Origin of the sequence: Erwinia sp. Eh17-17 (genome assembly GCF_039675725.1) — a bacterium.
Taxonomy (GTDB): domain Bacteria; phylum Pseudomonadota; class Gammaproteobacteria; order Enterobacterales; family Enterobacteriaceae; genus Erwinia.
Map to the genome: position 1 here is coordinate 736,932 of NZ_JBDFQT010000002.1, position 20,049 is coordinate 756,980.

General features: G+C 56.5%; 17 protein-coding genes. 7 read left to right on the top strand and 10 right to left on the bottom strand.

Features of this window, described 5'->3' with window-relative positions:
* Window positions 1–93: 93 nt before the first annotated feature.
* From copA to ybaK, 3 genes are all read left to right on the top strand, one after another.
* Window positions 94–2,610: a copper-exporting P-type ATPase CopA gene (gene copA / locus ABEH87_RS08890; protein WP_346575792.1), complete on the top strand. Its 2,517-nt coding sequence runs from the start codon at window positions 94–96 to the stop codon at window positions 2,608–2,610.
* An 87-nt stretch (window positions 2,611–2,697) separates the two neighbouring features.
* Window positions 2,698–3,501, top strand: coding sequence for a TraB/GumN family protein (locus tag ABEH87_RS08895; protein WP_346575794.1), 804 nt, complete (start codon window positions 2,698–2,700; stop codon window positions 3,499–3,501).
* Window positions 3,502–3,678: 177 nt separating this feature from the next.
* Window positions 3,679–4,158: a Cys-tRNA(Pro)/Cys-tRNA(Cys) deacylase YbaK gene (gene ybaK / locus ABEH87_RS08900; protein WP_346575796.1), complete on the top strand. Its 480-nt coding sequence runs from the start codon at window positions 3,679–3,681 to the stop codon at window positions 4,156–4,158.
* Here the strand turns inward: ybaK and ABEH87_RS08905 are convergent.
* Window positions 4,155–5,021 (bottom strand): LysR family transcriptional regulator, encoded by an 867-nt coding sequence (locus ABEH87_RS08905; protein ID WP_346575798.1) that lies wholly within the window; start codon window positions 5,019–5,021, stop codon window positions 4,155–4,157. The genes ybaK and ABEH87_RS08905 overlap by 4 nt on opposite strands.
* A gap of 88 nt (window positions 5,022–5,109) precedes the next feature.
* Between ABEH87_RS08905 and ABEH87_RS08910 the strand changes: the two genes are divergently transcribed.
* The gene (locus ABEH87_RS08910) at window positions 5,110–5,544 is read left to right on the top strand and encodes a multidrug/biocide efflux PACE transporter (RefSeq protein ID WP_346575800.1); all 435 of its coding nucleotides are present in this window, start codon (window positions 5,110–5,112) and stop codon (window positions 5,542–5,544) included.
* Between the two features lie 64 nt (window positions 5,545–5,608).
* On the opposite strand, the gene ushA is transcribed toward ABEH87_RS08910, so the two are convergent.
* Window positions 5,609–7,345 (bottom strand): bifunctional UDP-sugar hydrolase/5'-nucleotidase UshA, encoded by a 1,737-nt coding sequence (ushA, locus tag ABEH87_RS08915; RefSeq protein ID WP_346575802.1) that lies wholly within the window; start codon window positions 7,343–7,345, stop codon window positions 5,609–5,611.
* A 178-nt stretch (window positions 7,346–7,523) separates the two neighbouring features.
* Here ushA and ABEH87_RS08920 point away from each other — a divergent pair, with 178 nt between their 5' ends.
* Window positions 7,524–8,723 (top strand): MFS transporter, encoded by a 1,200-nt coding sequence (locus ABEH87_RS08920; protein ID WP_346575804.1) that lies wholly within the window; start codon window positions 7,524–7,526, stop codon window positions 8,721–8,723.
* A gap of 217 nt (window positions 8,724–8,940) precedes the next feature.
* Window positions 8,941–10,623 carry a YbaL family putative K(+) efflux transporter gene (gene ybaL / locus ABEH87_RS08925; protein ID WP_346575806.1) on the top strand — a complete coding sequence of 561 codons (1,683 nt, stop codon included), beginning with the start codon at window positions 8,941–8,943 and terminating at the stop codon, window positions 10,621–10,623.
* A gap of 117 nt (window positions 10,624–10,740) precedes the next feature.
* Here ybaL and ABEH87_RS08930 read toward each other — a convergent pair whose 3' ends face one another.
* The 5 genes from ABEH87_RS08930 to ABEH87_RS08950 all read right to left on the bottom strand — a co-directional run bounded on the left by ABEH87_RS08930 (window position 10,741) and on the right by ABEH87_RS08950 (window position 15,944).
* On the bottom strand, window positions 10,741–12,045 hold the full coding sequence (locus tag ABEH87_RS08930) for an inosine/guanosine kinase (RefSeq protein WP_346575808.1): 1,305 nt from the start codon (window positions 12,043–12,045) through the stop codon (window positions 10,741–10,743).
* Between the two features lie 88 nt (window positions 12,046–12,133).
* On the bottom strand, window positions 12,134–13,093 hold the full coding sequence (gene hemH / locus ABEH87_RS08935) for a ferrochelatase (protein ID WP_346575810.1): 960 nt from the start codon (window positions 13,091–13,093) through the stop codon (window positions 12,134–12,136).
* 124 nt (window positions 13,094–13,217) lie between these two features.
* On the bottom strand, window positions 13,218–13,862 hold the full coding sequence (adk, locus tag ABEH87_RS08940; RefSeq protein ID WP_346575812.1) for an adenylate kinase: 645 nt from the start codon (window positions 13,860–13,862) through the stop codon (window positions 13,218–13,220).
* A 127-nt stretch (window positions 13,863–13,989) separates the two neighbouring features.
* Window positions 13,990–14,883 carry a DUF6024 family protein gene (locus ABEH87_RS08945; RefSeq protein WP_346575814.1) on the bottom strand — a complete coding sequence of 298 codons (894 nt, stop codon included), beginning with the start codon at window positions 14,881–14,883 and terminating at the stop codon, window positions 13,990–13,992.
* Window positions 14,884–15,239: 356 nt separating this feature from the next.
* Window positions 15,240–15,944, bottom strand: a complete 705-nt coding sequence (locus ABEH87_RS08950) for a hypothetical protein (RefSeq protein WP_346575816.1) — start codon at window positions 15,942–15,944, stop codon at window positions 15,240–15,242.
* A 207-nt stretch (window positions 15,945–16,151) separates the two neighbouring features.
* Here ABEH87_RS08950 and ABEH87_RS08955 point away from each other — a divergent pair, with 207 nt between their 5' ends.
* Entirely contained in the window at window positions 16,152–17,027 is an 876-nt protein-coding gene (locus tag ABEH87_RS08955; RefSeq protein ID WP_346575818.1) for a LysR family transcriptional regulator, read from the top strand.
* A gap of 84 nt (window positions 17,028–17,111) precedes the next feature.
* On the opposite strand, the gene htpG is transcribed toward ABEH87_RS08955, so the two are convergent.
* The 3 genes from htpG to ABEH87_RS08970 all read right to left on the bottom strand — a co-directional run bounded on the left by htpG (window position 17,112) and on the right by ABEH87_RS08970 (window position 20,020).
* A complete protein-coding gene (gene htpG / locus ABEH87_RS08960; RefSeq protein WP_346575820.1) occupies window positions 17,112–18,986 on the bottom strand; it encodes a molecular chaperone HtpG in 1,875 nt (624 codons plus the stop codon).
* A 99-nt stretch (window positions 18,987–19,085) separates the two neighbouring features.
* A complete protein-coding gene (recR, locus tag ABEH87_RS08965) occupies window positions 19,086–19,691 on the bottom strand; it encodes a recombination mediator RecR (RefSeq protein WP_154752341.1) in 606 nt (201 codons plus the stop codon).
* Window positions 19,691–20,020 (bottom strand): YbaB/EbfC family nucleoid-associated protein, encoded by a 330-nt coding sequence (locus tag ABEH87_RS08970; RefSeq protein ID WP_017799391.1) that lies wholly within the window; start codon window positions 20,018–20,020, stop codon window positions 19,691–19,693. The genes recR and ABEH87_RS08970 overlap by 1 nt, the downstream gene beginning before the upstream one ends.
* Window positions 20,021–20,049 lie beyond the last annotated feature (29 nt).

Below are 20,049 nucleotides of genomic sequence, written 5' to 3' on the forward strand. Positions count from 1 at the left end.
TTGCTCCTTGACCTTCCCCCAGATGGAAGGTTTAACCTCCATAACTAATGTAAAAACATCGCCGGGTCAAACCGGATCAACAGGAGTGATGATATGTCGCAAGTTACCATTCTGGCACTGGACGGACTGTCCTGCGGCCACTGTGTTAAACGGGTTAAAGAGACCCTGGAACAGCGTGACGATGTGCAACAGGCGGAAGTCAGTATCACCGAAGCCCGCATTACCGGTGAGGCCAGCGCCGATGCGCTGATCGCCGCCGTCGAACAGGCAGGCTATCACGCCAGCCTGTCAGCAGGTGACGCCCACCCAAAGTCTGACACGCTGACAGAATCAGAATCTCAGCCGGAAGCGCTGACAGCGTCACCGTCCGAGCTTCCGGCACATTCTCCCGTCACCGACAGCTTCCAGCTGTTGATCGACGGTATGAGCTGCGCCAGCTGCGTCAGCCGCGTACAGAGTGCGCTGCAAAACGTCGAAGGCGTCAGCCAGGCGCGGGTCAACCTTGCGGAACGCAGCGCGCTGGTGCTGGGTTCCGTCCCGCCTCAGGCCCTGATCGATGCGGTGAGCCGCGCCGGATATGGTGCTGAAATTATCGAAGATGACGTCGAACGTCGGGAAAAACAACAGCAGACGGCGCAGGCCGCGGTCAGACGCTTCCGCTGGCAGGCCATCGTCGCCCTGGCGCTGGGCATTCCGCTGATGGGCTGGGGGATGATCGGTGACAATATGATGCTGACCGACAACAACCGCAGCGGCTGGCTGGGGGTGGGCGTGCTGACGCTGGTGGTCATGGTGGTGGCCGGAGGGCATTTTTACCGCAGCGCGTGGCGCAGCCTGCTGAACCGCAGCGCGACCATGGATACGCTGGTGGCGCTGGGCACCGCCGCCGCCTGGCTCTATTCGATCGCGGTGAATCTGTGGCCGGATCTGTTCCCGATGGCCGCCCGCCATCTCTATTATGAAGCCAGCGCGATGATTATCGGCCTGATTAACCTCGGGCATATGCTGGAGCAACGCGCCCGTCAGCGCTCGTCAAAAGCGCTGGAAAAACTGCTGGATCTGACCCCACCTTCGGCCCGCGTGGTGACGGAAGGTGAAGAGCAGATCCTGCCGCTGAGTGAGGTGCAGGTCGGGATGATGCTGCGCGTTAACACCGGCGATCGCGTGCCGGTAGACGGCACTATTCTGCGCGGTGAGGCCTGGCTGGACGAGGCGATGCTGACCGGAGAAGCCATCCCGCAGCAGAAATCAACGGGTGATGTCCTGCACGCCGGGACGGTCCTGCAGGACGGCAGCGTGCTGTTCAGCGCTACCGCCATCGGTAAAAATACGACGCTGTCGCGCATAATTCAGCTGGTGCGCCAGGCACAAAGCAGCAAGCCGGAGATCGGGCAGCTGGCGGATAAGATCTCAGCGGTGTTTGTTCCGCTGGTGGTCGCTATCGCGCTCATCAGCGCTGCCGTCTGGTATCTGGTCGGCCCGGCCCCTCAGATGGTTTATACCCTGGTGATCGCCACCACCGTGCTGATTATTGCCTGCCCCTGTGCGCTGGGTCTCGCCACCCCGATGTCGATTATCGCAGGCGTCGGACGTGCCGCCGAGTTCGGGGTTCTGGTGCGTGATGCTGATGCCCTGCAGTGCGCCAGCACACTGACGACCTTAGTCTTTGATAAAACCGGCACCCTGACGGAGGGCGCACCGCGCGTGGTTGACGTCCAGCTGTTCAACGGGGCAGATCTGCCCACCGTGCTGCGCCAGGCGGCGGCCCTTGAACAGGGTTCGGGCCATCCGCTGGCACGAGCCATTATCGACTACGCGGCCCAGCCGTCGCTGCCAGACATTGAGCAATTCAGGACGATACCGGGGCTGGGCGTCAGCGGCCTGCTCGACGGCACGCCGCTGCTGCTGGGTAACCCGCCGCTGATGGCGCAGCAGCAGATTGCCACCGATGCCGCCACTCAGCAGATAGAACAGCAGGCTTCGGGGGGATCCACCCCGGTACTGCTGGCGGCTGGAGGAAAAATCGTCGCGCTGTTTGCCCTTCGCGACCCGCTGCGCAAAGAGAGTTTCAGCGCGCTGCAGCGGCTGCACAAACGCGGATATCAGCTGGTGATGCTGACCGGTGATAATGAAATCACAGCGAACGCCATTGCCCGCGAGGCGGGAATTGACCGCGTGATTGCCGGTGTTTTGCCGGAAGGCAAAGCCGAGGCGATCCGTTCCCTGCAACAGCAGGGGCAGCAGGTGGCAATGATTGGCGACGGAATTAACGATGCTCCGGCGTTAGCCCAGGCCGAAGTGGGTATCGCCATGGGCGGCGGCAGCGACGTCGCCATTGAAACGGCGGCGATCACGCTGATGCGTCAGGATCTGAATGCCGTCGCTGATGCATTAGCGATATCCCAGGCCACGCTTCGCAATATGAAACAAAATTTACTGGGCGCATTTATCTATAACGCCTGCGGGATCCCCATCGCGGCCGGAGTACTCTATCCGTTAACAGGAACCCTGCTGAGTCCGGTGGTGGCCGGGGCTGCGATGGCGCTCTCTTCAATTACCGTCGTCAGCAATGCCAATCGCCTGATCCGCTATCGTCCTCCGCAGTCCTGATTCCCTTGAGCGGTGCTTCGTTTCGCTCTGTCCGTCAGCGACTTATCACGCTAGCATGGTGTGAATATGAGGATGAGGCAAAAAACGATGGGCAATTTTGGACACGGGCTTCAGACATTATGGCGCAGGCTGCGGTCGGTCAGTTACCGCTATCCGGCGCTGGATATCCGGCTGGGTCAGCGCCACCTGCATCTGGTAGGCAGCATTCATATGGGGACACGCAATATGTTGCCGCTGCCGGCGGTGCTGAATGAAAAACTTCAGCAGGCCGATGCGCTGATTGTTGAGGCCGATATTACCGCCGGAGCCTCGCCCTTCAGTGAAAGCGAGATCTGTGCCTCGCTGGCAGAGCGGCTCTCTGCAGAACAGCTGCAAGAGCTGCAACGCCGCTGTGAAGAGCTGAGCATCGACCCGGAGCGCATTGATACCCTGCCCGCCTGGCAGGTGGCGCTGATGCTTCAGGCTCAGCAGGCACAGCGCCTGGGGCTGCGCGCCGACTGCGGTATTGACTACCAGCTGTTGCAGGCGGCCCGCGAACAGCAGAAGAAGGTGATTGAGCTGGAAGGGCCGGAAGCCCAGCTGGCGCTGCTGAAATCGCTGCCGGATAACGGGCTGCCGCTGTTGCAGGACACGCTGACGCACTGGCAGACTAACGCGCGCCTGCTGCAAACCATGGTCAGCTGGTGGCTGGAAGCGCCGCCGGGCAGCGTCGGGAAACTGGCGCTGCCCAGTACTTTTAGCAACAGTCTGAACGACCTGCTGATGCATCAGCGCAATCAGCAGTGGTGCCGCTTCTTACACGATCTGCCGCCGGGGAATTATCTGGTCGCCGTGGGTGCGCTGCACCTGTACGGTGAAGGAAACCTGCCCGGATTACTGAGCCAGAAATAAAAAAAAGGCCGATATCGCTATCGGCCCGTCAATAAGGACATATTTATGATTTTTGTTATCGTCTCAGCGATTAAGCTGACGCGGACAGGATTGTCGCTCAAATAGTGAACTTTCGCCAGTACTTTTCTTCACCAAAACTTCACTCCTTATTGCATTAACTGAAAGAAGGTTTGTGTTATGACACCCGCGGTAAAACTGCTCGAAAAGCAAAAAATTGCCTTCACACTCCATCCTTATGAACATGACAGCAGCGAAACTCACTTCGGGGACGAAGCGGTGCGTAAGTTAAATCTTGATGCCGATCGGGTGTATAAAACCCTGCTGGTGGCGCTGAATGGCGACAATAAAACCCTGGCGGTAGCGGTCACACCGGTCGCCGGGCAGCTCGATCTGAAAAAGGTCGCTAAAGCGCTGGGGGCTAAAAAAGTTGAGATGGCAGACCCGCAGTTTGCTCAGCGCAGCACCGGTTACCTGCTGGGTGGCATCAGCCCGCTGGGGCAGAAAAGGCAGCTGCCGACGGTGATTGACCACCTGGCACCGCAGTTTGCCACCGTGTATGTTTCCGGCGGCAGGCGCGGGCTGGATATTGAGCTGGCTCCGCAGGATCTGGCGCAGCTGCTGAACGCCAGCTTTGCCGACATCGCCAGGCGGGATTAAGTCGGGCGCTGGGCAATCAGTTGATCGATGATCCAGCGGCCTGCCGGACCTGGCGGGGTCCGGCGTGACCAGACCACGTCCACCTGAATTTTTTGCGGCCAGCCCGCCACCGGCAGCTCGCGCAGCTTCTGATGACCAAACTGCTCGGTCAGCCAGCGCGGAAGAATACTCCAGCCGAACCCCTGCTCCGCCATCTCCAGCAGCAGCAGATACGACTGTGCCAGCCAGACCTTGCCCGCGGGTACCGGCGTCCGCTCAATCCACGTATTCAGCCTCAGCTGGCGCAGCTGCTTCAGATCGGCGTCCGTTACCTGCTCCTGTTGGGCCAGCGGATGGTCCTGGTGCAGGAAGATGGCCATCTGCGCCTCCACCTGCAGGCGCTGCACGCTGATATCGGCCGGATAGTGATCCTGCACGCGCACCACGCCAACGTGGGCACGATTGCTCTGTAACAGGTCAATCACGTCGGCATCTTCGGCGATCATGCATTCAAATTCAATATCCGGATAGCGAGCGGAAAAGCGCTGCAACAGTGACTCATGGTAATCCGCCTGCCAGAAGTCGGAGATCGCCAGCCGCAGGCAGGGTTCCACTTCGCCCGCAAGGCGGATTGCCAGCTCATCCAGCCTGGCGGAAGCCGCCAGTATCTCTTTGACCTGGGCCAGCGCCCGTTGACCATTTTCGGTCAGTGCCGGATTACGCGACTCACGGCTGAACAGCGTAAATCCCAGATCGTTTTCAAGGTTCGCCACTGCCGTGCTGATGGTGGACTGACTTTTGCGCAGGGCGCGCGCCGCCGCAGAGAACGAGCCGCTCTCGACCGTCTGAACAAAGGCTTCCAGTGATTCCGGTGAATAACGCAAACGTGTATCGCTTTTATCGATGGATAGTCATTTTATCTTAGCAAATAAAACGTGGAAAATAGCGCCCATAGTAAATTAAGGAGGACCTATGTCTGGTCGCACGCTAAAAGAACGTTTTTTTCACGCTGTCGGCTTTGAAGTGCTGGCGATCGCGCTGGTGTCACCGATTGCCGCCTGGGCAATGAACAAACCCCTGTTTCAGATGGGCGCACTGGCGATCATGCTGTCGACGGTAGCGATGGTGTGGAACATCATTTATAACGCCGGATTTGACCGCCTGTATCCACGCGAGAAGGTGACCCGCGGCATCGGGCTGCGCATCCTGCACGCGCTGGGTTTTGAAGGGGGATTTATTCTGATTGGTCTGCCGCTGGCCGCCTGGATGCTGGGCGTCTCCCTGTGGCAGGCATTTCTGATTGAGGTGGCCTTCTTCCTGTTCTTCCTGCCGTATACCGTAGTGTATAACTGGCTGTACGACAAAGTGCGCGAACGTTTTGTGGCGGCCCGCCGTCACCCTGCGTAGGGGCGAACCTTCTGTTTCGGTTCGCCCACAGGCCAGGTGAGGGCCGACACTGACGGACAGACGGTTAATGCATCGCGGTGTCTATCTTCGCCTGACGCCACTTTTTAGGCTGCGCCGGTTTTTCGCTCTCTGCCGTCTTTTCTTCTGCCTTCTGATAAACGATTTCCCCGGCGGGCTGGTATTTCGCCACGTCCAGCGGGGAATGGCTCTCAATGTACTTTTTCAGCACTTCAGCATCGACAAAGCCGGTATTCACGTAGCCCGGCAGCTTATCCACCAGCGGATAGCCATCGCCGCCCGTCGCGTTAAAGCTTAGGGTCGCCATGCGGTAGGTCTTATCAGCCTCCAGCGGTTTGCCGTTGATGCTGATGTTGCTGACACCGCTACCGTCTGCCGTCAGGCTGACGCGGGCGAACTGCGCATAAGCACCGGAATCCACCTGTTTATTGGCCACCACGGCGAGATACTTTTCAACCTCGCTGCCTTTCATGTCCACATACACCAGCTGATTGCCGAACGGCTGCACTTTCAGAACATCTTTGTAGGTGATCGCCCCGGCCTCAATCGAGTCGCGCACGCCGCCGCCGCTCATGACCGCAAAATCAGCGCCGGTGCGATCGATCTGTCCTTCCAGGATCAGCCGCGCCATTGAGGTCTGCACAAAGCGCACTTTGCTGCGATCCCCTTCCAGCCGCCCGTTAACGCTGCCGATTTTCACCCCCAGCTGCGCTTCGCCTTTTTTCTGGAAAGGCGTCAGCAACTTCTGCATCGCCGGGTTTTTCGCGATCTCTGGGGTATAGTTCACCCAGGTCGTCGTACCGTCGGCATTTTTCACCTTATGCTTGAGGTTAATCGGCACCAGTTCGTAATGTTCCAGCGTCAGCTTGCCGTTCAGGAAGGTAAAGTCTGCGCGACCGATGTATTTGCCCCATTCGTGGGCCTGGACGATCCAGGTGCCGTTCTGACGGTCCGGCGTACAGGGTGTTCCCGGCACGTAATCAGCCTGTTTGACGTTCTCTTTCGCCATGCAGACCGGATCCTGCGAGTGACCACCGACGATCATATCGAGGTAGCCTGCGGGCAGCTCGCGCGCCATCTCCACATCCCCCGGTGCATTCGAACCGTGGTGACCATTATCGTAATGGCCCATATGAGTCGCCGCGATGATGACATCCGGTTTCTCTTTGGCGCGCAGTGCCTCGACGACCGCTTTGGCCTCCGTGGCGGGTTTGTGGAACACGATGTCAGTGAAATTTTCCGGGTTGCCTATTTTCGCCGTATCGTCAGTAGTCAGACCGATAACGGCAATTTTCAGCCCCATACGGTTAAACAGGGCATAGGGCTGAAACAGGCGCTGTCCGGTACTTTTCTGGTAAATGTTGGCCGAGAGCAGCGGGAATTTCGCCCACTTTTGCTGCTGACGCAGCACCGAAAGTGGATTGTCGAATTCGTGATTACCGATCGCCATCGCATCATAGCCGATCAGGTTCATGCCGCGAAAGTCAGGCTCGGCGTCCTGCAGGTCTGATTCAGGTACGCCGGTGTTGATATCGCCACCGGAGAGGATCAGCGTGGCCCCGCCGTGCGCCTGCACCTCATAACGGATCTGATCCATCATGGTTTTCTGCGCGGCCAGGCCATACTCGCCCTGCTCGTTATTCCAGAAGCGACCGTGGTGATCGTTGGTATGCAGCACGGTGAATTTATAGGTACGATCTTTCACCCACGCCTGAGCCACCAGCGGCGCGCTCAATAACGCAACCGTCAGCACGCTGGCGAGACTTCGTTTAAATAATGGCACTCTGACCCTCCTTGTTGAACAACCCTAACGACGAAAAAAGATTATTTTTTTGTGACACCCGACTGATTATGCAGCAGGATGAGGTCTGAACGGTAATGCCTCCGCCTTATAATGCAGGCAGGGACACATCCTTCAGTGGTTCCCCATAAAAACAAATTCCGATGACAGGTTAATTTTAATGGCAAGTAATGACACGCTCCCTTCACCAGACCTGCCGGTGAAGCGTACGGCTTTTGGTATTCTCGGCGCGATCAGCGTCGCTCATCTGCTCAACGATATGATCCAGTCGCTGATTCTGGCGATCTACCCGCTGCTGCGCGAGGATTTTTCGCTCACCTTTGTACAGATCGGCCTGATCACACTGACGTATCAGATGACCGCCTCGCTGCTACAGCCGGTGATTGGTCACTTTACTGATAAACACCCACAGCCCTGGTCACTGCCGGTCGGCATGGGGTTTACGCTGTGCGGGCTGGTTCTGCTGGCGATGGCCAGCACTTACCCGATGATTCTGCTGGCGGCGGCGCTGGTGGGGACCGGTTCATCAGTTTTCCACCCTGAATCTTCCCGCGTCGCGCGTATGGCATCCGGCGGGCGGCACGGTCTGGCACAGTCGCTGTTCCAGGTCGGTGGTAATCTGGGCAGCTCGCTTGGCCCGCTGCTGGCAGCGCTGATCATCGCACCTTATGGTCGCGGTAATGTCGCCTGGTTCTCACTGGCGGCCCTGCTGGCTATTGTCGTGCTGCTGCAGATTAGCCGCTGGTATCAACACCAGAATCGTGTGGCGAAAGGTCAGGCCGCCCCGGCAGTCAACCTGCTGCCGCGACGTCAGGTCATCTTCGCTATGACGATTCTGCTGGTGCTGGTTTTTTCTAAATACTTCTACCTCACCAGCCTGAGCAGCTTTTACACCTTCTATCTGATGCACAAATTCGGACTGACCATCCAGGATGCTCAGCTGCATCTGTTTCTGTTCCTGTTCGCGGTAGCAGCCGGAACGGTCATCGGTGGCCCGATTGGCGATAAAATTGGCCGTAAGCGGGTGATTTGGGTCTCTATCCTCGGCGTGGCCCCGTTCACGCTGATGCTGCCGTATGTCAGCCTGTGGTGGACCGGCGCACTGTCGGTGGTGATAGGCTTTATACTGGCATCCGCATTTTCTGCCATTCTGGTTTATGCCCAGGAGCTGATGCCGGGACGTATTGGTATGGTTTCCGGGCTGTTCTTCGGGTTCTCCTTCGGCATGGGTGGGCTGGGTGCAGCATTGCTGGGCGTGGTCGCCGATCATCAGGGCATAGAGCTGGTCTACCAAATCTGTGCTTACCTGCCACTTCTTGGCATTCTTACCGCTTTCCTGCCTGATAACCGCCGTAAATAGTCCCATCCCGGTGCTAATGAATGTTTTTAGTACCGGGTCACTCTCCTGTAATGTCTGCTTCATACTTTGATAAGTGTCTAAAATCGCACTCTCTGACCACTTTGCCACAATGATTCAGTTTTTTTGCCATTATTGCTAATAATGACAAGCAGATCGTCAGAATTTGCCATACACTAAAAACTTACAATCGGACACATTTCCATTCAAAGGAGAGGATATGCACCACACCACACCGCTTATCACCACGATTGTCGGAGGCTTAGTCCTCGCCTTCCTCTTCGGAATGCTGGCTAACCGCCTGCGCATCTCTCCTCTTGTTGGGTATCTGTTAGCTGGCGTGCTCGCCGGGCCATTTACCCCAGGTTTTGTGGCAGATACTAATCTGGCCCCGGAACTGGCTGAACTGGGTGTGATCCTGCTGATGTTCGGCGTGGGTCTGCACTTCTCCCTGAAAGACCTGATGGCGGTAAAGTCGATAGCCATTCCGGGTGCCGTTGCACAGATTGCCGCCGCCACGCTGTTAGGCATGGGGCTGTCGTGGGCGCTGGGATGGCCAATGATGACGGGCCTGGTGTTCGGGCTCTGTCTGTCCACCGCCAGTACCGTGGTGCTACTGCGTGCCCTGGAAGAACGGCAGCTGATTGACAGCCAGCGCGGACAGATTGCGATTGGCTGGCTGATTGTTGAAGACCTGATGATGGTGCTGGCGCTGGTGCTGTTACCCGCTCTGGCCGGGTTGTTTGAAGAAGGAAACGCCAGCGTCACGATGATCCTGTTCGACCTGGTGATCACCATCGGTAAGGTGGTGGCGTTTATGGTGTTGATGATGGTGGTGGGTCGCCGCGTGGTGCCGTGGATCCTCGCCCGCAGCGCCGCCACCGGCTCGCGTGAGCTGTTTACCCTCTCCGTCCTGGCACTGGCGCTGGGTATTGCCTTTGGCGCGGTCGAGTTCTTTGACGTTTCCTTTGCGCTCGGCGCCTTCTTCGCCGGTATGGTGCTGAACGAATCAGAGCTGAGCCATCGTGCCGCTCACGATACGCTGCCGCTGCGGGACGCTTTCGCCGTGCTGTTCTTCGTCTCCGTCGGGATGCTGTTTGACCCGATGATCCTGATCCAGCAGCCGCTGGCCGTGCTGGGTGCGCTGGCAATTATTGTTTTAGGCAAGTCGCTGGTGGCTCTGTTCCTGGTGATGCTGTTTGGCCACTCCAGGCGCACCGCGCTGACCATCTCCGTCAGCCTGGCGCAGATCGGTGAATTTGCCTTCATCCTTGCCGGGCTGGGTATCTCGCTGAATATCTTACCGGAGAGCGGACGTAATCTGGTGCTGGCGGGCGCTATCCTGTCGATCATGCTCAACCCGATTCTTTTTGTTCTGCTGGAACGCTATCTGGAAAAAAGCGAAACCATCGAAGAACAGACAATGGAAGAGGCTATCGAAGAAGAGAAGCAGATCCCGGTCGACCTGTGTAATCACGCGGTGATTGTTGGTTTTGGCCGCGTGGGCAGTCTGCTCGGCAGCCGCCTGATGGAAGCGGGTATTCCCATTGTGGTGGTCGAGAACAGCCGGCCTCGCGTCGAGGCCCTGCGCGAACAGGGAATTAAAGCCGTACTGGGCAATGCGGCTCGCAGCGATACTATGGAGCTGGCCCGTCTGGACTGTGCGCGCTGGCTACTGCTGACGATTCCTAACGGCTACGAAGCCGGGGAGATTGTCGTGGCTGCCCGGGAAGCACGTCCGAATATTGAGATTATCGCCCGTGCGCACTATGACGACGAGGTGGATTACATCATGGAGCGCGGGGCAGATCGCGTGGTGATGGGCGAACGCGAAATCGCCAACAGTATGCTGAATCTGCTGCTGCTCAGCCCGGTGGAAACACCGGCGGAATGCCCAATTTAAATCCTGTAAGGGTGACCTGAATCCCTGCGCGGGCCGACCGGAAAAGAAGGTCGGCCCCTACAACACACTGTGGGAGCCGACTGTGCCGATGACCGGCACAATCCCTCATTCTGCCTCTTACCGCTCCCAGTATGACTCTTCGAGACTGTCTTCCCGCTCTGGCAGCCCGCGCGTCAGGCGTGGCGAATGCTGGTTCAGCACCTGATAACTCACGCGGTTAGCGTATTTACACACCTGTGCCAGCGAAGAGTAGGTCAGGTAATTGCGCCCGTGCTTGCTGGAGTTCGGCACGTTTGAACGGTGGAAGTTGTTGGCGGTGATATCGTGCAGCAAAGCCGCCAGCGCACCATCCCCTGCCCCGTTGGTATTCATGATCTTCTCAGGCCCGCCCATGTAGGGCGCAATATGAGAAAAAATACGCAGCGGCTGAGTACAATCCTGGTGACGCATGGCGCGACTGAATTCGTACTGGTTGAACTCCGGGATGGCTCCCGGCAGCAGTGGATGCTGCGTGGTGCGCTTCCCGGACTCCTCGGTAAAGGCCGCCATATACAGACCGTTAGGCCCCGCCGTACACAGCACCAGGTCTACCCAGTCGAGCGCGATATTCGCCGCCTGCAGCGGGTCACGCTCTCCGGTCAGCTCATATGCTTCATCTTCGTTCATTGCCACCACGGAGACGTGCTCACGCAGGAAATCGCGCCAGAACTGCGGATTGTCGGCAATCACGTATTTTGTCCCCAGCGTCAGCACGACCGGAACGTTATGTTTCTTCGCCCAGTGAATCGCCTGCATAGTCGCTTCCGGCATCGGCTCCCCCGGCTTGCAGCGCACCAGATAAGAGGTCAGTACCAGCGCCGAAGCGCCGGCGATCACCTCTTCAGGGATACTCTGCGGCTGCAGCTGGTTCATCATCCCCGGACTGATGGCGAAAGTCCGTTCGCCGTTATCGCCAATCAGCGTGAAACAGCGGCCAATCGCCCCATCGACCCCCTGCAAATAATTCAGGTCGGTACGGCTGGAGGTATTACACAGGTAGCGATAAGCATACCCCCCAATCTGCACGTTGTTACACATCACCCCCAGCAGCACCGAGCGGTCATCGGCCAGCACCGAATAGTTGTGCAGCGTATTGCCAATGGTGCCCCCGGCAAACTGGTGAGTGATCAGATTATTGTCATGCAGCTCAGCGTACAGCGCTTCGGCAATATCATCTTCAATCACCAGCGAATGGCCGAGACTCAGCCCGTAACGGCTGACAAAATCGTCATCCACTTTCGCTTCGATATCAACCAGGATCTGATCGATGCCGACAATCCAGCTGTTAGCGGCATCATTTTCCGGCTGAACCGGTTGCAGCAGAGGGTCGCGCGCGCTGACGGGGAAATAGTGTTTGGATTTACGCTTACCGGGGAATTTCATATTTGCAGACTACAAGAGGGGATCAGAGCGCAATCATAACAACAATTGTGCTCTGTGACGACGGTGGGGCAGCGAATGCCCCCCTGTTTTAGCGGTACTGGTTCACCAGCTCCAGCATCATGGTGATATGTTCTTCATCATCATTCAGCGCCGGAATGTACTCAAAACGCGTCCCGCCTGCATGCAGGAAGATTTCACGGTTTTCTCCATTAATCTCTTCCAGTGTTTCCAGGCAGTCAGAGGAAAAGCCCGGACTCATAATCTGCACATGCTTCACGCCTTTGGCAGGCAGTGATTTCATGGTTTCATCGGTATAGGGCATCAGCCACGGCTCACGTCCAAAGCGTGACTGGAAGGTCAGCATCGCTTCACTGCTGCCCAGCCCCAGTGACGCCGTCAGCGCGTTAAAGGTGTCATAACAGCGCTCCGGGTAGTCGTCGCCTTCATTGGCAAAACGCTGCGGGATGCCGTGGAATGAGGTTACCAGCAGGTCAGGTTTACCGTGCTGCGCAAAAGAGCGCTCTACCGAGGCTTTCAGCGCCGCAATATAGGCCGGGTGTTCGGCATAGTCGCGGATGAACTGCACGGATGGCAGGCTGCGGTAACCGGCAAATACCTCGGTAATACCGTCCCACACCGCCGCCACGGTCGAACAGGAGAACTGCGGATAGAGTGGCAGTACGATAAGGCGGTTAACGCCCTGCTGCATCAGGCTGTCGATAGCGCTTTTCAGGCTCGGGTTCCCGTAGCTCATCCCCAGCTCCACCGGCATATCCAGCCGTGCGGCCAGCGCATTGCGCTGACGCTTGCTGAACACCAGCAGCGGTGAACCATCGTCCATCCATACGGAGGCATACAGTTTCGCCACACGCGGTGAGCGGATAGGCAAAATACCGAGATTAAGGATCGGCCACCACAGCCAGCGCGGAGCATCGACCACGCGCTTATCGCTAAGGAACTGTTTAAGATAACGTTTTACGGCAGGTGTCGTTGGGGCATCAGGTGTGCCTAAGTTAACCAGTAATACGCCGGGCTTGTCTTGCCTCATTGTTATTCCTTTTTACTGCATCGTCGGGGATGAAACGAGACTTATTCTAGCGGAAAAAAGCGGGGGATAAACCAATTGCTGCGATTGAGCCAGGGAAACCCTGGCTCACAGACGACCTGTCACATTAACCGAGGATTTTAGCCAGCTCGGCGCTGACTTCTGTCACTTTACGGGTGCCGTCAATCTTGTGGTACGCAGTATTACCTTCGGCCGCTTCTTTGCTGTAGTAAGCAATCAGTGGCGCGGTCATTTCGTGGTATTCCACCAGGCGCTTACGTACGGTCGCTTCCTGATCGTCTTTACGGATCGTCAGCTCTTCACCGGTCACATCGTCCTTACCTTCCACTTTCGGCGGATTGTAAGTGACGTGATACACACGGCCAGACGGCGCGTGAACGCGACGGCCAACGATGCGGTCAACGATCAGTTCGTCAGGCACCGCGAATTCCAGCACGTTATCCACTTTGATACCGGCTTCCTTCATGGCATCAGCCTGAGGAATGGTACGCGGGAAACCGTCCAGCAGGAAACCGTTGCGGCAGTCTTCCTGGGCAATGCGCTCTTTAACCAGCGCAATAACCAGTTCGTCGGTCACCAGCTTACCGTCGTCCATAATCTGTTTGGCTTTCTGGCCCAGCTCTGAACCGGCTTTAACAGCGGCGCGTAACATGTCACCCGTGGAGATTTGCGGAATACCGTATTTCTCCATAATGAACTGAGCCTGAGTCCCTTTACCTGCACCCGGAGCTCCGAGCAGAATAATACGCATTGCGTAAATCCCCTTGCGAATCGCTTGATTGATCACTTTATCTGAGGGCAAGAACATACCATTTTGGCCCGCTGTCCACAAGGAAGGGCACGGTTATCGCGCATCGGGCTCCGTGATGATCTTGCCATTAACGACAGAAGTCGTTTTCATAGCGCCCCCAGAGGTGACGTAATTCCTGTTCAATCGTTTCGCCCATATCAACCGGCTGACGGCCATCTCCGCGCACCCAGCAGGAGAGACGCAGCGTTTTTTGTTGGGGAAAATAGCTGGCTCCGGCCGCTTTCACCCGCTGTTGCAGACGCTCGCTGAGGGCAGGAACCGGAAAACAGCTGAACGGCAAATCCGGCGCGCTGATAGAGGTAAAGTCCATTCCGGCTAAATCTTTCAGCGCTACCGTTCCAGCCTGCGCTACGTTGAACGGTTGCCAGCTGTGGCTGCGCACATTTTCCAGCGCCTCTTCCAGCGGTTTCGCCGACGACGTGGACTCTTCAAACAGGCGCAGCTCACTGCGCATCAGGGTACTGAAGTGCTCCGGGCGCAGGGCAATAATCGCCAGCCCGATGGTTAACGACGCGTGTTTATGCAGGGGAGCGACAAAAATGGAGCTGTCGCCCGTCAGCTCGCCGTGGCGATTCGTGGCGAAGCTGTGTGACGCATCCACCACGCCCTTCCCTTTGCAATCTTTCAGGCTGTTGACTTCACCGGTATACGGATTGACGTGCGTAATGATCGGTACGCTGCCGGGCCCGTTAAAATAGGACACGGGGGGACTGAACAGCTCGGTGATCGGCTGATAGTGGGCATGCTTTGCCAGGCACAGCGTGGTTTCCTGTTTATGAAACAGATGCGACAGGATCACCAGTCCGACGCGTACCGACTGCACGAAAAACAGATCGTAATCCTGCAGTTGATAGACGCGTGTCAGCTCTTCACGCAGTTCGTCTCTCAGCAAAGATGCCCGCTTAAAGAACCGATCGCCGTGGATCTGTTGTAGCTGGGGGGAAAGTGAGGATGCGTCCATTAGTTAATCAACTCTTGCTGGAAAATGAGTGGCGTAACGTTATCGCGGAAGATCGAGCCGACCGCGATTTCATCAGGCGGATGATTTTCAATGACCATTTCTTCGGATTCCGCCTTACCGTGAAACAGGCCAAACGGCCGGAATGTTTTAATTTCTTCGCACGACACGTCGTACAGCTCAGATGAGCGTCTCCAGTCAGAGGCTTGCCGTCAGGGGAAATAAATATCTCCGTCCCGCGTTTTCTGGCCAGCAATAGCGCCCCCTCATTCATGATAATGGCCGCACATTTAACGATTATTTTCATCTCAGGCTCCAGGTGACGTAACCCGTTAGTTACGTCACGTCTGATGTCAGACTCAGGCAGCAGCGCTGGTTTTCAGCATCGGGGTCATCCTCGTTTCGCCAGAAAGGAAGCGGACGATATTGTGTGCCAATGGGGCTTTGTCATGCAGATAGTTAAGGATCACATCATCCCCGGGCGTAGAGAAACTGTCGGCAAAGATGCTAATGCCTTCCAGAGACTTGGTTGAGATGCCCAATTGCAGCAGACGGTATTTCACGTCATCTGCCGACTGCGCAAATTCATAAACTGGCGACTGATAATTGATGCCGTACTGCGCCATCATCTCCATCAGGAAGGTCTTCGCGACCTGGCGCTGCTCCGGGAACTCCATCTGGTAATGAGTAATGCCATCATTAATAGTGCTTATGTCGTTGCGGTGGCAGAAGTCCACCAGATGAGCGTGAATAGCCAGTTTCTCCCCCAGCAATACCAGGTTTTTCCGGTATTTCAGAATGTCGCTTTCCAGAGACTCGATCGCAATCGAACGGAAAGCGCCACTAATATCAGCAACAGTATGAGCAACAACCAGGTGACCGAACCGGCTTTTTAGTTCCTCAACACGGTGTGACAGGATGCCACGATGCAGTGAACATCCACTGTTACCTGACCAGAGATGAACCGGGATACCCTGTAACATCAGATAACAGGCTGCCAGCGTACTGTCACGGCCGCCGGTGAACATGACGAGCTGTGTTTTTACTGAGTTCTGATTTGTCATTTTCCTTCCCTTCGCTTAGATGATGGATTTAATCGTGGACTGGTAAGGGGAAAATACGACCGTGACAAAGAAGAAACCAGAAGGGGGGAGTTGCTGGTGGCTGACAGGACAGCACCCCGGATTGGAAGTCAGAGTAGGCAAATTCTGCTGGACATGAAAATGATATAAACCGACACTCCTTGTTAGTTTTTCTAACAAGGTTTTGTCATGTCTGGTCTTCCCTCCTTGCGTGCGCTGCGCTACTTTCACCAGGCGGCTCTGCACCAGAGCTTTAGCCTGGCGGCACAGTCGTTGCATGTGACACACAGCGCAGTCAGCCATCAAATCAAGCAGTTAGAGGAATGGCTGGGAAAACCGCTGTTCTTACGCACAAGTGGCCGGGTGCAGCTGACCCCGGACGGTGAACGGCTGAAGATCTGCTGTGTGCAGACTTTCCGCGAGATTGAAAATACCTGTGAAAAAATCCGCGCACCTAATCAGCACAGCCTGATCGTCTCCTGTGCGCCCAGCTTCCTTGCTCAGTGGCTTATCCCGCGCATCAGCCGCTTTACTGAGCGTCATGGTGATGTCGCCCTCACCTTTCAGACTCATATCGACATTGAGCGGGTACGCAGTGGACAAACTGATGTACTGATCCTCAGCCATGAGCAACCGCTGCAGGAAGATATTGCCGCCACGCTGATTACCGTCGACTACATCGGCCCGGTGTGCGCTCCAAAGTTCAGCGAGTGTTTCACTTACCAGACGGATTTTTCTAAGCTGCCACTGCTTCATGCCGATACCAAACTGCATGCCTGGGCTGAATGGGCGAAAAAAACCGGTGCGCACGGCGATTTTTGGGCAGGCCGTCATTTTGACAATCTGACGCTGGCAATTCAGGCCGCGCGTAATGGCATGGGAATTATCATGACGCCACAAATCCTGGTGAAAAAAGAGATCCGTGAAGGGGCATTGATCGCTCCTCTGGGGTTTGCTGAGGTGGATCGGGCAACGTGGATGATGGTGAAAGCAACGCGCAAAGAGGAAACGGAGATCGATCTGTTCAGGCGGTGGCTATTGGAAGAGGCATCGGTTGCAGGGTAAGCCAGCGTAGAAGGTGCTAAATCGGAGCGACTTATGCTCAAGAAATACGTCTTGCCAGCAAGCTGGCAAGACGTATCACCGTTTTTATCCCAGCAGCAGCTGGTTCATGCGGCGGATAAACTGGTTTGGATCATCCAGCGACCCTTTTTCCGCCAGCAGCGCCTGTTCCAGCAGCAGCTCGATCCATTCAGCGAAGCGAGCTTCGTCCTGAGTATCGGCAGCACGTTTCACCAGCGCGTGGTCCGGGTTCAGCTCAAACAGGTATTTCACCTCTGGCACGTCCTGGCCCGCAGCGGCAAACAGCTTCGCCATCTGGGTGGTCATTTCGTTGGCTTCGGTGGTGACGATAGCCGGGGTATCGGTCAGACGGTGCGTCAGACGCACTTCCTTAACGCGCTCACCCAGCAGCGTTTTCACCCGCTCGACGAACGGTTCCAGCGCTTTTTCGGCTTCTTTCTGCTCTTCGGTTTCTTCGTCAGCCAGCTTGCTCAACGTATCGTCGGCTTTGCTGACAGACTGGAATGACTTACCGTCGAATTCGGTCAGGTAGCTCATCATCCATTCGTCAATACGGTCGGAGAGCAGCAGGACCTCAATTCCTTTCTTACGGAACAGCTCCAGGTGCGGGCTGCTTTTCGCGGCGGCATAGCTGTCGGCAGTGATGTAGTAAATCTTCTCCTGCCCTTCCACCATGCGGCTGACGTAATCTTCCAGCGACACGGTTTGCGCCGCACCTTCGCTGCTGGTGCTGGCGAAACGCAGCAGTTTAGCGATGGTTTCCGCATTGCTGCTGTCTTCCGCCGGGCCCTCTTTCAGCACCAGACCAAACTGCTGCCAGAATGACTGATATTTTGCTTCGTCATCTTTCGCTACTTTTTCCAGCATTTGCAGAGAACGTTTAGTCAGTGCTCCGCGCAGGCTCTGGGTAATACGGCTGTCCTGCAGGATTTCACGCGAGACGTTGAGCGGCAGATCGTTAGAGTCGATCAGACCTTTAACGAAACGCAGGTAGTTCGGCATAAACTGTTCTGCATCGTCCATGATAAACACGCGCTGCACATACAGTTTCAGGCCGTGCTTGTGGTCACGGTTCCACATATCCCACGGAGCCTGAGCCGGGATATACAGCAGGCTGGTGTACTCCTGCTTGCCCTCTACACGGTTGTGGCTCCACGTCAGCGGGTCGGCAAAGTCATGGGCAACGTGCTTGTAGAACTCTTTGTATTCGTCTTCGCTGATGTCTGACTTGTTACGCGTCCACAGTGCCTGTGCTTTGTTGATCTTTTCCCAGGTGGTGGTGCTGTCTTCTTCGTTGTGGGTTTCAATCTCTACCGGCAGCGCAATATGGTCGGAATATTTGCTGATGATGCTGCGCACGCGCCACGCATCAAGGAACTCGTCCTCGCCTTCGCGCAGATGCAGGGTGATTTCGGTGCCGCGATCGGCTTTTTCAATGTCGGCGATGGTGTATTCACCCTCACCGGCAGACTCCCAGAAAACGCCTTCAGAGGCAGCGGCCCCGGCAGCACGGGTGCGCACGGATACTTTATCTGCGACGATAAACGCCGAGTAGAAGCCGACACCAAACTGGCCGATCAGCTGGCTGTCTTTCGCCTGGTCAGAACCCAGCGATTCGAGGAAAGATTTGGTACCCGATTTCGCAATCGTTCCCAGGTTTTCAATGACTTCGTCACGACGCATCCCGATGCCGTTATCGCTCAGCGTCAGGGTACGGTTTTCCTTGTCGACCGCCACCCGCACGCGCAGATCGCCATCGCCTTCGTACAGATCCGGGGTAGACAACGCCCGGAAGCGCAGCTTATCAGCGGCATCTGAGGCGTTGGAGATCAGCTCACGCAGGAAGATTTCTTTGTTTGAATAGAGTGAGTGGATCATCAGGTGCAGAAGCTGTTTAACCTCTGACTGGAAGCCACGTGTCTCTTGTCCTTTCATGGTCATTGCTACCTCAACTAAAAACAGATGATGAACGTTGAGATACTAGATGGGGGTGACAACAGGGATTTCAAGACGGCACGAAGGGCTCGTGCCGTTGATTGTTCAGAATTTAAACTTTTGACGTCCAGCCAGCGAGTGCGACAGCGTCGTGCCGTCCACCATCTCCAGCTCACCGCCCACCGGAACCCCGTGAGCAATGCGGCTGGCTTCCACGCCATACTGTTCACACAGGCTGGCAATGTAGTTGGCAGTCGCCTCTCCTTCCACCGTCGGGTTGGTGGCGAGGATCACTTCAACAATCGTCTCTTTTTCCAGCCGCTGTTCCAGACGGTCCAGACCGATGTCGTTCGGGCCGATGCCGTCCAGCGGTGACAGATGCCCCATCAGCACAAAGTAACGACCGGCAAACTGCCCGGTCTGTTCGATGGCATGGATATCTGCCGGGCTTTCCACCACGCAGATCAGACCATTCTGCTGACGCCGGGGGTTGGCGCAGATGGTACAGATTTCCTGCTCGGTGAAGGTACGGCAATCGGAACAGTGACCGATTTCCGACATCGCCCGCGTCAGCGCCTGCGCCAGGCGCATACCGCCACTGCGGTCACGCTGTAACAGCTGGAATGCCATGCGCTGAGCCGACTTCGGCCCAACGCCCGGCAGGCAACGCAGCGACTCCATTAATGCTTCAAGGAGCGGGCTGGTTTGCATCAGAATGGCATCTTGAAGCCGGGTGGCAGCTGCATACCGCTGGATACCGCCGCCATTTTCTCTTTCTGCGTTTCAGCAACACGACGCGCTGCATCGTTGAAGGCCGCCGCAACCAGGTCTTCCAGCATGTCTTTATCATCTTCCAGCAGGCTTGGATCCACTTCCACGCGGCGACAGTTATGCGCACCGTTAATCGTGACCTTGACCAGGCCAGCGCCGGATTCACCGGTCACTTCCATGGCAGCAATCTCTTCCTGCACCTGGGCCATTTTGTCCTGCATTTGCTGGGCCTGCTTCATCAGGTTGCCCAATCCGGCTTTACCAAACATAAGTTCTCTCTCTTCAGCTCAGGCCGCAT

Bases quoted from the DNA above. Each gene is read 5' to 3' on its own strand.
- ABEH87_RS08955 (WP_346575818.1), top strand. From the start codon at position 16,152: ATGTCTGGTCTTCCCTCCTTGCGTGCGCTGCGCTACTTTCACCAGGCG.
- ABEH87_RS08930 (WP_346575808.1), bottom strand. From the start codon at position 12,045: ATGAAATTCCCCGGTAAGCGTAAATCCAAACACTATTTCCCCGTCAGC.
- ABEH87_RS08895 (WP_346575794.1), top strand. From the start codon at position 2,698: ATGGGCAATTTTGGACACGGGCTTCAGACATTATGGCGCAGGCTGCGG.
- recR (WP_154752341.1), bottom strand. From the start codon at position 19,691: ATGCAAACCAGCCCGCTCCTTGAAGCATTAATGGAGTCGCTGCGTTGC.
- htpG (WP_346575820.1), bottom strand. From the start codon at position 18,986: ATGACCATGAAAGGACAAGAGACACGTGGCTTCCAGTCAGAGGTTAAA.
- hemH (WP_346575810.1), bottom strand. From the start codon at position 13,093: ATGAGGCAAGACAAGCCCGGCGTATTACTGGTTAACTTAGGCACACCT.
- copA (WP_346575792.1), top strand. From the start codon at position 94: ATGTCGCAAGTTACCATTCTGGCACTGGACGGACTGTCCTGCGGCCAC.
- ABEH87_RS08920 (WP_346575804.1), top strand. From the start codon at position 7,524: ATGGCAAGTAATGACACGCTCCCTTCACCAGACCTGCCGGTGAAGCGT.
- ybaK (WP_346575796.1), top strand. From the start codon at position 3,679: ATGACACCCGCGGTAAAACTGCTCGAAAAGCAAAAAATTGCCTTCACA.
- adk (WP_346575812.1), bottom strand. From the start codon at position 13,862: ATGCGTATTATTCTGCTCGGAGCTCCGGGTGCAGGTAAAGGGACTCAG.
- ABEH87_RS08970 (WP_017799391.1), bottom strand. From the start codon at position 20,020: ATGTTTGGTAAAGCCGGATTGGGCAACCTGATGAAGCAGGCCCAGCAA.
- ABEH87_RS08950 (WP_346575816.1), bottom strand. From the start codon at position 15,944: ATGACAAATCAGAACTCAGTAAAAACACAGCTCGTCATGTTCACCGGC.
- ABEH87_RS08910 (WP_346575800.1), top strand. From the start codon at position 5,110: ATGTCTGGTCGCACGCTAAAAGAACGTTTTTTTCACGCTGTCGGCTTT.
- ABEH87_RS08945 (WP_346575814.1), bottom strand. From the start codon at position 14,883: ATGGACGCATCCTCACTTTCCCCCCAGCTACAACAGATCCACGGCGAT.
- ybaL (WP_346575806.1), top strand. From the start codon at position 8,941: ATGCACCACACCACACCGCTTATCACCACGATTGTCGGAGGCTTAGTC.